The 12,160-nt window shown below is 62.0% G+C and carries 13 protein-coding genes and 2 tRNA genes; 10 read left to right on the forward strand and 5 right to left on the reverse strand.

Annotated elements, in window-relative coordinates:
• The first annotated feature begins 223 nt into the window (after positions 1-223).
• The gene (locus C1A13_RS04420; protein ID WP_101549477.1) at positions 224-1,483 is read left to right on the forward strand and encodes a hypothetical protein; all 1,260 of its coding nucleotides are present in this window, start codon (positions 224-226) and stop codon (positions 1,481-1,483) included.
• 140 nt (positions 1,484-1,623) lie between these two features.
• Here the strand turns inward: C1A13_RS04420 and C1A13_RS04425 are convergent, their stop codons facing one another.
• Both C1A13_RS04425 and C1A13_RS04430 read right to left on the reverse strand, forming a co-directional pair.
• Entirely contained in the window at positions 1,624-2,982 is a 1,359-nt protein-coding gene (locus C1A13_RS04425; protein WP_101549479.1) for a PFL family protein, read from the reverse strand.
• 37 nt (positions 2,983-3,019) lie between these two features.
• The gene (locus C1A13_RS04430; protein WP_101549482.1) at positions 3,020-3,289 is read right to left on the reverse strand and encodes an ACT domain-containing protein; all 270 of its coding nucleotides are present in this window, start codon (positions 3,287-3,289) and stop codon (positions 3,020-3,022) included.
• A gap of 181 nt (positions 3,290-3,470) precedes the next feature.
• Between C1A13_RS04430 and C1A13_RS04435 the strand changes: the two genes are divergently transcribed.
• The 4 genes from C1A13_RS04435 to C1A13_RS04450 all read left to right on the forward strand — a co-directional run bounded on the left by C1A13_RS04435 (position 3,471) and on the right by C1A13_RS04450 (position 7,790).
• Complete coding sequence (locus C1A13_RS04435; RefSeq protein ID WP_101549484.1) at positions 3,471-4,289, forward strand: histidinol-phosphatase HisJ family protein; 819 nt, start codon at positions 3,471-3,473, stop codon at positions 4,287-4,289.
• Positions 4,290-4,306: 17 nt separating this feature from the next.
• Positions 4,307-4,795 (forward strand): Lrp/AsnC family transcriptional regulator, encoded by a 489-nt coding sequence (locus C1A13_RS04440; protein WP_101549487.1) that lies wholly within the window; start codon positions 4,307-4,309, stop codon positions 4,793-4,795.
• A complete protein-coding gene (locus tag C1A13_RS04445; protein WP_101549489.1) occupies positions 4,795-5,961 on the forward strand; it encodes an aminotransferase class I/II-fold pyridoxal phosphate-dependent enzyme in 1,167 nt (388 codons plus the stop codon). The genes C1A13_RS04440 and C1A13_RS04445 overlap by 1 nt, the downstream gene beginning before the upstream one ends.
• A gap of 68 nt (positions 5,962-6,029) precedes the next feature.
• The gene (locus C1A13_RS04450; RefSeq protein ID WP_101549491.1) at positions 6,030-7,790 is read left to right on the forward strand and encodes an Rqc2 family fibronectin-binding protein; all 1,761 of its coding nucleotides are present in this window, start codon (positions 6,030-6,032) and stop codon (positions 7,788-7,790) included.
• Between the two features lie 60 nt (positions 7,791-7,850).
• Here the strand turns inward: C1A13_RS04450 and C1A13_RS04455 are convergent, their stop codons facing one another.
• The 3 genes from C1A13_RS04455 to trxA form a co-directional block, all read right to left on the reverse strand.
• The gene (locus C1A13_RS04455) at positions 7,851-8,051 is read right to left on the reverse strand and encodes an alpha/beta-type small acid-soluble spore protein (RefSeq protein ID WP_101549493.1); all 201 of its coding nucleotides are present in this window, start codon (positions 8,049-8,051) and stop codon (positions 7,851-7,853) included.
• 215 nt (positions 8,052-8,266) lie between these two features.
• Positions 8,267-8,842 carry a hypothetical protein gene (locus C1A13_RS04460; protein WP_146021684.1) on the reverse strand — a complete coding sequence of 192 codons (576 nt, stop codon included), beginning with the start codon at positions 8,840-8,842 and terminating at the stop codon, positions 8,267-8,269.
• Between the two features lie 85 nt (positions 8,843-8,927).
• Complete coding sequence (gene trxA, locus C1A13_RS04465) at positions 8,928-9,245, reverse strand: thioredoxin (protein ID WP_101549497.1); 318 nt, start codon at positions 9,243-9,245, stop codon at positions 8,928-8,930.
• 231 nt (positions 9,246-9,476) lie between these two features.
• Between trxA and C1A13_RS04470 the strand changes: the two genes are divergently transcribed.
• The 5 genes from C1A13_RS04470 (at position 9,477) to C1A13_RS04485 (ending at position 12,157) form a co-directional block, all read left to right on the forward strand.
• A tRNA-Gln gene (locus tag C1A13_RS04470) sits at positions 9,477-9,550 on the forward strand.
• 1 nt (position 9,551) lies between these two features.
• Positions 9,552-9,628: transfer RNA gene (locus C1A13_RS04475), tRNA-Pro, on the forward strand.
• A 453-nt stretch (positions 9,629-10,081) separates the two neighbouring features.
• Entirely contained in the window at positions 10,082-11,080 is a 999-nt protein-coding gene (locus C1A13_RS04480) for a collagen-like protein (RefSeq protein WP_207654176.1), read from the forward strand.
• A 7-nt stretch (positions 11,081-11,087) separates the two neighbouring features.
• On the forward strand, positions 11,088-11,927 hold the full coding sequence (locus C1A13_RS15190) for a glycine-rich domain-containing protein (RefSeq protein WP_146021685.1): 840 nt from the start codon (positions 11,088-11,090) through the stop codon (positions 11,925-11,927).
• The gene (locus C1A13_RS04485; protein WP_101549499.1) at positions 11,924-12,157 is read left to right on the forward strand and encodes a hypothetical protein; all 234 of its coding nucleotides are present in this window, start codon (positions 11,924-11,926) and stop codon (positions 12,155-12,157) included. Before C1A13_RS15190 ends, C1A13_RS04485 begins: the two co-directional genes overlap by 4 nt.
• The last annotated feature ends 3 nt before the right edge of the window (positions 12,158-12,160 follow it).

The raw sequence follows: 12,160 nt of genomic DNA on the forward strand, positions 1-12,160 counted from the left end.
CAGAAAAATCAGTTTTTTCCAATCCCTCCAGCGAAAGGGCCGCCGCGAACCGGCGGCCCTTTCGCTGTCACGCCGGGAAAATGTGTGGGAAATTTCACCGCGATTTCAGGAAAAAAACACAGTGGTTACAAACCGGTAACACAAACGGGACGTACAATCTTTCCAGTGGATGCGGATGGACGCGTCCCGATCAAAACCGATTTTTTAAGGAGGACAAACCAACATGAAAAAAGCGCTATCCCTCTTGCTTTCCGCGGTGCTCGTCCTGAGCGCCGCCTCGGTCGCGGCGTTCGCGGCGGACAGCTTCTCCCTCGACAAAGCCTATGATTCCGACGGCTACTATTCCGAGGATGTCGGAGAAAGCGGCAACGGCGACATCACCGTCAGCGGCTCCTTCGCGATCGACGGTACGCTGGCGGTCTCGATCCCCGACCGCGTGGCCCCCGGCTCCACCTTCTATATCCCGCTCTTTGAGGACCCGACCGACAATGTGGGCGGCGTCGTGTACGAGGATATCACCAACACCGACTATTTCAAATTCAAACTCGACAAGGACACCAACTCCAAGCTGATCAGCTCGATCACCGTCGTGACCGATAAGCGGCTGGCGGGCAGCGCGCGCACCTCCTACCTGAAGGTCGTGCTCAACGACATGACCGACACCGACGAGATGAAGACGGACGGCACGATCACCTTCAAGGCGAAGGCCGACCTCTCGAGCTACAGCGGCAAGAGCAGCAAGCCCTCCTCCTACGTGGACGACTCGACCGACACCTGGGAGTCGGGCGACACCGTCACGATTGACTACACCTTCTGGGTCAGCAACGAGAAGGCCACAAACGACGACAACCCGGACGTCGGCGACCGCGTCTACATGGACCCCGACGCGAACGACACCAACACCCTGATCTGGGGCGACGACCGCGCGGCCCTCAAATTTGACGCGGACGACGACGCCTCCAAGTTCTACGCGCGCCTGTCCACCTCCAACATGAGCGACGTCTACGCCGAGTACGGCGACCCCGTCGACGCCGACCTGTGGTTCTACAACTTTGTCGGCAGCCCGACCGTCCCGGCGACCTCCAAGGCGACCCTGACGCTGGGCATCCCGTGGGATGACGACGACGATTACACCCCCGACCCGGAGAACTGCTACATCTACACGCTGGATTCCGACGGCTACCTGACCGACGTGACCGCCTCCTTCACCTACTCGGAGGACGACCAGGAGATCCCGGGCTGGTCGATCCGCACCCGCCAGCTGGGCACCTACATCGTCTCGGACACCGAGCTCGACGTCTATGCCTCTGACGACGGGGACGTTGAGGACGTGGAAGACGACGCCACCGCCGACTCCACCGTCAGCGACGGCAAGGACATCCCGAACACCGGCTCGAGCGACATGGTGAACGTCGCGGTGCTGGCCGCCGTCCTGTCCCTCTCCGCCGCGGGCGCGGTCGCCTTCCGCAAGGCCGCGAAATAAAATTTGACAACCCCCTAACATCTCTCTCATCATCCTGAAAAGGGCCGCCGGTTTTCCGGCGGCCCTTTTCCCCGCGCGGCGCAAAAACGCCCCGCGAAAAGGCGGGGCGTTTTGATATCCGGGCGGGGAACGCCCGCCTGTCAGTTTTTGAGGCTCTGGAGCGGCGCGGGGATGCGCCCGCCGCGGTTGATGAAACGGGCGGGGGAGAAGGTGTTGACCTTCATGATCGGCCCGCTGCCGAAAAGCCCGCCGAATTCGAGCTCCTCGCCCGCCTTGCGGCCGACGGCGGGGATGACGCGCACGGCGGTGGTCTTGGAGTTGACCATGCCGATGGCGGCCTCGTCCGCGATGATGGCGGCGATCACCTCGGCGGGGGTGTCGCCGGGGATGGCGATCATGTCGAGGCCGACCGAGCAGACGGCGGTCATCGCCTCGAGCTTTTCGATCGAGAGCGCGCCGCAGCGGGCCGCGTCGATCATGCCGGCGTCCTCCGAGACGGGGATGAACGCGCCCGACAGCCCGCCGACCGACGAGGAGGCCATGACGCCGCCCTTTTTGACCGCGTCGTTTAAGAGGGCGAGGGCGGCGGTGGTGCCGCAGCCGCCGCATTTCTCGATGCCGATCTCCTCGATGATGTGCGCGACCGAATCGCCCACGGCGGGGGTCGGCGCGAGGGAGAGGTCGACGATGCCGAACGGCACGCCGAGCCGGCGGCTCGCTTCGGTGCCGATGAGCTGGCCCATGCGGGTGATCTTGAAGGCGGTCTTTTTGATGAGCTCGGCCACGCCGGTGATGTCGAGGTCGTCGGGGGCGGCGGCCAGCGCGGCGCGCACGACGCCGGGGCCGGAGACGCCCACGTTGATGACGCAGTCGGGCTCGCCCGCGCCGTGGAAGGCGCCCGCCATGAAGGGGTTATCCTCCGGCGCGTTGCAGAAGACGACGAGCTTCGCCGCGGCAAAGCAGTTGTTGTCGGCGGTGATCTCGGCGCAGCGCCGGACCACCCGGCCCATCATCCGCACCGCGTCGAGGTTGATGCCCGTCTTGGTGGAGCCGATGTTGACCGACGAGCAGACGTGGTCGGTGCGCTTGAGCGCCTCGGGGATGGCGTTGATCAGCGCCTCGTCCCCGGCGGCGAAGCCCTTGTGGACGAGGGCGGAAAAACCGCCGATGAAGTTGACCCCCACCTCGCAGGCGGCGCGCTCGAGAGCGAGCGCGTACTGCACCGGGTCGCCGCCGCTCGCGGCCGCGAGCATGGCGATGGGGGTGACGGAGATGCGCTTGTTGATGATGGGGACGCCGTACTCCATCTCGAGCGCCTCGCCCGTTTTGACGAGGTCGCGGGCGCAGCGGGTGACCTTTTGGTAGACCTTCTCACAGGAGCGGGAGAGGTCCCCGTCCGCGCAGTCGAGCAGGGAAATGCCCATCGTGATGGTGCGGATGTCCAGGTTCTGGTCCTGGATCATGTGGATCGTCTCAAGGACGTCGCTGGTGTTGATCATAGCAGTGGTTCTCCTTCGTCGATGGCCCCGAAGCGCCTTAAATTCTGTGCATCGAGTTGAAGACGTCCTCGTGCATGACGTGGATCGAAAGGCCGGATTCCTCGCCGAGGCGGTTCATCTGGTAGACAAGCTCGGACATCTCGCAGTTGACCTCGGAGATGTCGATCATCATGATCATGCAGAAGAGGTCCTGCAGGACGGTCTGGGTGACCTCGATGATGTTGGCGTTGGATTCGGCGCATTGGTTGGCGACTTTGGAAAGGATGCCCACATGGTCCTTGCCGATGACGGTTAAAACAGCACGCATATCGTCGTACCTCCCAAAAATCTCCCGGGCGTGCCCGGAGCTTTTAAACGATAAGATAGTATAGCACAGAATTTACAAAAATGCTATACTAATTCGGGCATTTGTGCTATACTATCTTAATTAAAATGTTTTTACGATCATCCGGTCCGGGGAAGGGCCGCGACGGAAGCGAGGGGATTTCATGTTCATCAATCTATTCGACAGCCACACCCATTCGGACAACTCGAACGACGGCCACCACTCGATCATGTTCATGTGTGAAAAGGCGGTGGAAAAGGATATTTCCGGCATCTGCGTCACCGACCACTGCGAGCTGCGCACCTGGGCGCAGGAAAAGTACGAGCTGCGCATCCGGCAGTCGGTGTTCGAGGCGGCCAAGGCGCGCCGGGTCTTCAACGGCAAGCTGGCCGTCATGGCGGGCGTCGAGCTGGGCGATGTGCTCTATGACCCGGCGCTGACCGACAAGGTGCTCGCCTCCTTCAAGTTCGACATGGTGATGGTCTCCCAGCACAACACGGTGCAGGGGGAGGACATCTACTACTGCGACTTCGGCGACTGGAGCCCCCGGGACATCGACCGCTACCTCGACTGGTACTTCCGCTACCTGCTCGACGTGGCGAAGCTCGACAAGTTCGACGTGCTCGGCCACCTGACCTACCCGGTGCGCTACATCACCGGCGAGCACAAGATCCCGGTCAACCTCTCCCGGTACGACGACATCATCGACGCGATTTTGAAGACGACCGCGCGCAACGGCCGCGCCATCGAGATCAACACCTCCGGCCTCTGGCAGAAGCTCGGGGATACGATGCCGCCGCTCAAGTACGTCAAGCGCTACCGCGAGCTGGGCGGCGAATACATCACCCTCGGCTCCGACGCGCACGCGGCGGACCGGATCGGCGACGGGATCGCCGCGGGCATGCAGATGCTGATCGACGCGGGCTTTACGGCCTTCACGTTTTATAAGGAGCGCCAGCCGCTTCCCTTTAAAATCATCTGACAAAGGAGTTGGGTACCATGCTGGACACCGAAAAATTGCTGAAACTGATCGCGGAGGACGCGAAGCTGACCAACGCGCAGCTGGCGGCGATGCTGGGCGCGCGGGAAGAGGAGGTCGCGTCCGCGGTCGCCTCGCTCGAAAAGGAAGGCATCATCAAGGGCTACAAGGCGCTGATCGACTGGGACAAGACCGACCGCAACCTCGTGTCCGCGCGCATCGAGATCAAGGTGATCCCCAAGGGCAGCATGGGCTTTGAGGAGATCGCCTACACGATCTCCCAGTTCCGCGAGGTGGAGACCTGCTACCTGATGAGCGGCGGCTACGACCTGGCGCTCACGATCAGCGGCAAGACCTTCAAGGACATCGCCCTCTTCGTGGCGCACCGGCTCGCGCCGCTCGAACCCGTCCAGTCGACGAGCACCCACTTTGTGCTGAAAAAGTATAAGGAGCGCGGGCTGCTCATGGTCGACGACGTCAAGGACGAGAGGGAGGTAACCTCCCTGTGATGGACTACGACAAAATCCTGTCCCGCCGCGCCGTCGCGCTGAAGCCGTCGGGCATCCGCCGCTTTTTCGACATCGCGGCCGAGATGGACGACGTGATCTCGCTGGGCGTGGGGGAACCGGACTTCAAGACCCCCTGGAGCATCCGGCGCGCGGGCATTGAGAGCCTCGAGCGCGGACACACCTGGTACACCGCGAATTCCGGACTCGCGCCCCTCAAAAAGGAGATCGCCGGCTACCTGCGCCGCCGCTTCACCCTTGAGTACGACGCGAAGACGGAGGTGCTCGTCACGGTGGGCGGCTCGGAGGCGATCGACCTTGCCATCCGCACGCTGGTGAACCCGGGCGACGAGGTGCTCGTGGTGGAGCCCTCCTTCGTCTGCTACACCCCGATCACCGCGCTGACCGACGGCGTTCCGGTGCCGATCGCCACAAAGCCGGAGGACGGCTTCCGCCTGACGCCCGAGGCGCTGCGCGCCGCGATCACGCCGAAAACCAAGCTGCTCGTGCTGCCCTTCCCCAACAACCCCACGGGCGGGATCATGCGGCGGGAGCATCTGGAGGCGGTCGCCGAGGTGCTGCGCGGCACCGACATCATGGTGCTGTCCGACGAAATCTACGCCGAGCTCACCTACGGCGGCGAACGCCACGTGTCGTTCGCGGAGATCGACGGGATGAAGGAGCGCACGGTCATCGTCAACGGCTTTTCCAAGAGCTACGCGATGACCGGCTGGCGGCTCGGCTACGCGGTGGGCCCGGCCCCCGTGATCGCCCAGATGACCAAGGTGCACCAGTTCGCGATCATGTGCGCGCCCACGACGAGCCAGTACGCCGCCGTTGAGGCGCTCAAAAACTGCGACGGCGATATCGAGGAGATGCGCGATTCCTACGACATGCGCCGCCGCCTGCTGGTGGACGGGCTCAACCGGATGGGCCTGCGCTGCTTTGAGCCGGAGGGCGCGTTCTACGTCTTCCCGAGCATCCGGGAGACCGGCATGGCAAGCGGCGAATTCTGCGAAAAGCTGCTGGCCGCCGAGCATGTGGCGGTCATCCCCGGCGACGCGTTCGGCGAGAGCGGGGAGGGCTTCGTGCGCATTTCCTACTCCTATTCGGTCAATCATTTACTGGAGGCGCTCAAACGGATCGAGCGGTTCCTCAAAACCCTGTAACCTAACCACATCTTCCGCCCGCTGTGGAGCGGGCGGAAGTTTCTTTTTGAAATTGGAGCGTGAGAACCATGCCGTTGGACGGCGTCTTTTTAAGCCAGCTCAAGCGGGAGATCGAGGACCGGATCGTCGGCGGACGGGTGGACAAGATCCACCAGCCCGCGCGCGAGACGATCGTCATCGCCATGCGCGCGCAGGCGGGCAACCACAAGCTGCTCGTCTCCGCGTCGGCCTCCAACCCGCGGCTGCATTTTACCACCCTGCCGCAGGACAACCCCAAATCCCCGCCGATGTTCTGCATGCTGATGCGCAAGCACCTGACCGGCGCGAAGCTCGTCAGCATCACCCAGGCGGGGCTCGACCGCGTGCTGCACCTGCATTTTGAAACGGTGAACGAGCTGGGCGACCGGGTCGTTTTGACGCTCGCCGTCGAAATCATGGGGCGGCACAGCAACATCATCCTCGTCGGGCCCGACGGGCGCGTCGTCGACGCGATCAAGCGGGTGAGCGACGAGATGAGCAGCGTGCGCCCGGTGCTGCCCGGCATGGCGTATACCCATGTGCCGGCACAGGACCGGCTGAACATCTATACGGCGGCCCCGTCCGAAATCGTCGCGCGGCTGCGCGCGGGGAAGGACGCCGAGCTTTCCAAGGCGCTGCTCGGCGCGCTCGAAGGGATGAGCCCGCTCGTCTGCCGCGAGATCGCCCACAACGCGGCGCGGGGGGAGGAGACGCTCGTCTCCCAGCTGGACGGCGAACGGGAGACGCGGCTTAAATTCTACCTCGCCCAGCTCTCCGACCGGCTGAATTCCGGCGGCGCGCGCCCGACAATGCTCGTCGACGGCACGGGAAAGCCCAAGGACTTCTCCTACCTCGACCTGAACCAGTACGGGCACGCCCTCGTCTGCCGGGAATACGACAGCTACAGCGCGCTGCTCGACAGCTTTTACAGCGAGCGGGACCGCATCGACCGGATGCATCAGCGGGGCGCGGACCTCCTGAAGCTGCTGGTCAACCTCAGCGACCGGACGGCGCGCAAGCTGGCCGCCCAGCGGGAGGAGCTGCGGGCGTCGACCGAGCGGGAGAAGCTGAAAATCTACGGCGACCTCATCAACTCGAACCTCTACGCGCTCGAAAAGGGGACGCCCTTCGCGGAGCTGGAAAACTATTACGAGGAGGGCGCGCCGAAGGTCAGGATTCCGCTTGACCCGATGCTGACCCCGAGCCAGAACGCCCAGCGCTACTACGCGCGCTACCGCAAGGCGGATACCGCCGAAAAGAAGTTGCGCGCGCTGATCGCGCAGGGGGAGGCGGAGCTCGGCTATTTCGACACGGTGTTCGACGAGCTGGCGCGCGCCTCGCTCGAGAGCGAGCTGAACGCCATCCGCGACGAGCTGGCCGGGCAGGGCTATCTCCGCCGCGCCCCCAGACGCGGCATGAAGGAGGAGAAGCTCCCGCCGCTCAAATACCGTTCGGACGACGGGTTCACCATCCTCTGCGGGCGCAACAACCTGCAAAACGACCGGCTCACCCTGAAGGACAGCCGCAACGGCGACCTCTGGCTGCACACCCAGAAGATCCCCGGCTCCCATGTGGTGGTCGTGACGGAGGGGAAAACGCCTCCCGACCGCACGATCGAGCAGGCGGCGGTCATCGCGGCCTGCAATTCCAAGGCGCGGGAATCGGGCAAGGTGGCGGTCGACTACACCGAAATCCGCAACGTGCGCAAGCACCCGGCGGGCAAGCCGGGACTCGTGCTCTACGAGCCCTACCAGACCGCCGTGGTCGCGCCCGACCTCGAGCTGGCGGCGCGGCTTTTGCAGGGCCGGTAAAAGACGACAAAAAACGGACAGGCGGCTGCCTGTCCGTTTTTCATACCCAAAAGGGGAAACTTACTTCATGGAGTTCTCGTACGCTTCGATCATCTTTTTGACCATCTGGCCGCCGACAGAACCGGCTTCACGGGAGGTCAGGTCGCCGTTGTAGCCCTGCTTGAGGTTGACGCCGACTTCGCGGGCAGCTTCCATCTTGAACTTATCGAGGGCTTCACGAGCCTGCGGGACAACAGGATTGTTGGAAGAATTGTTAGACATGTTAAAATACACTCCTTAAATTTTTCTGAAGAATGTTTCTTGCGTTTGCAGTAATAGTATGAGCGCGTGCGGAATGATTATAACTGCCAAATCCTGCGCGGCAATCCAGATTCCGCCGCTTTTTGCAGGAGGCGCGCCCCGGCTGGGGCCGCGGCCTTGCGCGCATATCCGCCCCCTGGGGCGGATATGCAAAAACAGACGCCATACGTCTGTTTTTAAGGCCGCGGGCCGGGCGGGATGCGCCAGAGGGGCGCGGCGGCCAGCGGATTCTGCTTTCCCATGAGGCAGAAGATCGCGGCGGCGGCCAGCAGCTCGAACGGTTCGAGCTTTCCCGAAAAGGAGACGGGCAGTTCAAAGGGCTCCACCGGGGTCCCGTCAAAGGCGGTGAGCTGGCGCTGGAGGGAGATCACCGCGCTGTCCACCGTGAAGGAGGAGAGGGTGAGGGTGTCGGAGGTGCCGAGCCCGCAGGTGACGGCGGGGAGCCTGCGCCCGGCCACGGCGGAAAGCACCGCGGGGTCGGCGCTGTCGATGATCGCGACGGCGTTTTTGCAGGAGAACTCCCGCGGCAGCTCGCCCTTCCTGCGGACGATGAACGCGGCGTTTTCACACGCGATCTGGTAAAAGGCCCGCTGGGAGAGAAAGACGATATCGGGGCCGTCCCCTGAGAACGCGGCCCTGTCGGTATCCGCGCAGAGCATCGAAAGCGCGCCGCCTGTGCGCAGCAGCTCCCGCAGACGCCTGCCGGGGCCGCCCGCAGTGACGACCACCATCGGCACCACCCGCCAATCCACAAAATTTTGTATTCTGCGGATAGTTTCCCCTCGGGGGAAAAGAAAATCCCCCGCTGAGCGGGGGATTTAAAAAAACTTTACGGTGTTACGCCTCTTCGATCATCCGGACGAGCGCCTGTTTGGACTGGAGGCCGACCATGCGGGCCGCCTCCTCGCCGTTTTTGAAGAGGATGACGGTGGGGATGGACATGACGCCGTAGCGGGCCGCGAGATCGGGCTCCTCGTCGATATCCACCTTGCCGATGACGGCCTTGCCGTCCATCTCGTCGCCGAGCTGTTCGATGATGGGGCCGAGCATCTTGCAGGGTCCGCACCACGGCGCCCAAAAATCAACCAGCACGGGTCCGGCGGCGCCGAGCGCTTCGGTATCGAAGGTATCCTTTGAAAAATGAACCACAGACATCTATAAAGCCTCCCAGATTGTTTTCTTATCCCTATTATACACGGATCAAAAATCTCATCAAGTCTTTTGCGGACATTTTCCCCACGGGACGGTGTTTTTTTGGAAATGCCCTTCCGTCGTATCTTTCCCAATCCGTTCCCCGCCATGCACCAACATTTTTCCAAAAATATCGGCAGAGGACTTGACTTTTTCGAGATGTGCGATATAATATAAGTCGTGACTTGTGCATATTGCCCGATTGTGTAAAGGTAGCACGACAGACTCTGACTCTGTTTGTCTGGGTTCGAATCCTAGTCGGGCAGCCATCGAGGTGTGGCTCAGTTTGGTAGAGCGCTGCGTTCGGGACGCAGAGGCCGCAAGTTCAAGTCTTGTCACCTCGACCACCAAAAGACCGCTGACTTTTGTCGGCGGTCTTTTTCTATTTATGCGAAATGCTGTGGACATCATCCACAGATAAGAGACACAGAATGGAACAGCGGACCGCCCGCGTGCGTGGTCAGGACTCCTTTGCCATAGGGCCATCGACTCAAGTCTGAGCCGATGGCCTTTTTTATTAAAAAGTAAGCGGCACGGAGCAGGTTTGCTTTCGGCCGCTTTTTTGGTTATCGCATGGCCTTATAAGCCTGAATCCTGGAAATTGTCAAGACAAAATTTCGCCCGCTAGACCGGATAATTGGACGGGCGGACTGATACAATGAAAGCATATAGAACGTATGTTTCTTAAAAAGGCGAACTTTTAAAAAGAGGCGGCTTAGGAGGGGGTGAAGAGAGAAAAGCAATTTCAGGGTGGGATGGCGGGTTTCTATAAACAATACAGCATAAAGGGAGGAAATTTCATGTCAAGCACAAACAAACTGCCAAATTCGGATTTAAACCAATGGGTGGCAAGCGACCGGCCGGTGATGGAGGATTTCAACCGCGACAACGAGATTATCGACGGGCTGGTGGGACACCTCAAAAAGACGCCCTATGTCGGTGCGGACGGCTGCTGGTATGTGTGGGACACCGACGTCGCCGAGTACGTCAAGAGTGAAACCAAAGCGCGCGGTGAAATCGGCCCGCAGGGCCCGAAGGGAGAACAGGGGCCGCGGGGCCCGAAGGGCGATACCGGCGTAAAGGGAGACACCGGCGCGGGGTTCCGGGTGCTGGGGCTCTTTGAGTCGGCGGCGGCGCTTGCCGGAGCGCACCCGGTCGGTACGGCGGGCGACGCCTATGCGGTTGGGACCGCGGCGGACAACCGCATCTATATCTGGTCTGACGAGAACGTGTGGAAGGACATCGGCGTATTGCAGGGTCTGCAGGGCTCGCAGGGCGAACAGGGCCCGCAGGGTGTTGCCGGACCTCAGGGTGCGATCGGTCCGGCTGGTGAACCGGGGCCAAAAGGTGAACAAGGCGTTCAGGGGCCGGCTGGACCGCAGGGCCCCAAAGGGGACCCCGCTGTAATCAATGGGAAAATGCCTGATGCGGGCGGCACGATCTCCCTGACGGCGGATGACATCCCGGAGACCGATGGGCGCAAGTTCGTGAGTCCGGAGGAAAAGTCCGGCTGGAATGGGAAAGCGTCCCCGGCGAGGAACGTCACGGCGACGCTGACGGCGGCGGGCTGGATGGGTGACGCGGCCCCCTATACGCAGGCATTGGCCATCGCGGAGATCGTGGGAGCGGAGACGCCGGGGACCATCGGGCTGGCGGCGGCCACGACCGCCGAGCAGTATGACGCGGCAGCGGCAGGCAAGCTGCTGCTCACGGCGCAGACCGCCGGACAGGTCACGGTATCCGCGCTGGGCGAAAAACCGGGCATGGATATCCCGGTGCTGATTACGATTGTGGGGTGACAGAATGTTGAACACAGCATTCCCTTGTGACAGCGGCGGCGGGAGTAACCCGCTGAAACTGCCGGAATTCGAGTATACCGGCCAGAGCCAGACGGTCCTCGAGGAGGGCGTCGGCTGGAAAATCAAGTTTTTGACGAGCGGCACCTTTACATTGATTTCTCCGGCAAAACTGAATATCGACGTGTTCCTCGTTGGTGGCGGCGGCGGTGGTGGAAATGGCTTTATGGCAACAAGAGGAAGCGGTGGGGGTGGTGGATATACTACCACGATCATTACTTCGATCATGGCAGGTACCCCTTATGCAATCGAGGTCGGCGCTGGGGGCGCCTCAGATCAGCCGGGATCTCCCACGCGGGGATTTGGAACGGCGGCGAACGGCGGGAATCCGGGGACACCGGGCGACGGCAGCAACGTTGGCGGCACAGGCGGGAACAACGGCGGTAAAGCGGCCGACAATGGTAAGCCCGGCACCGGATATGACGGTGCGTCCAATGGCGATCCCGGTCAGGGCACGACAACCCGAGAATTTGGCGAACCTTCGGGCGTAGATTATGCCGGTGGCGGCGGCGGTGGCGGCGTCAGCGGCAAGGGCGGAGATGGCGGCGCAAGTGGTGGTGTTGGGGGTGCGCGAAACGGTTCAACAGGAGAAAATGGTGCAAACGGTTCTCCAATAGAAGGTATTGGTGGGAAAGGAGGAAACGGCGGTACTTCCGGTGGTGGAGGCGGTGGAGGAAACTACGGAGGCGGCGGAGGCGGAGCGGGCTCCGATGGCGGAATGCATGGAGGAGGTGCGGGCGGACAAGGCATCTGTATCATCCGAAATCACAGAGAGGAGAAAACAGTATGAATTACGCAATCATCCAAAACGGCGTGGTGGTGAACATGATCGTCATCGCGCCCTACAACACATCCGATTTCCCGGACGCGGTGCCGGTAGGGGACAAGCCGGTCGGCATCGGGGACGAGTACCGGGACGGGAAGTTCTGGCGGGACGGCGCGGAGATTTTGTCCCCAGCTGAGTCAGAGTTCTCCAGAGTGAAAACACAAGGGATTTTGAAACGTATCTTCAGGAGGTAATCA

It is taken from the genome of Anaerotruncus massiliensis (ex Togo et al. 2026) (assembly GCF_900199635.1).
GTDB lineage: Bacteria > Bacillota > Clostridia > Oscillospirales > Ruminococcaceae > Anaerotruncus > Anaerotruncus massiliensis.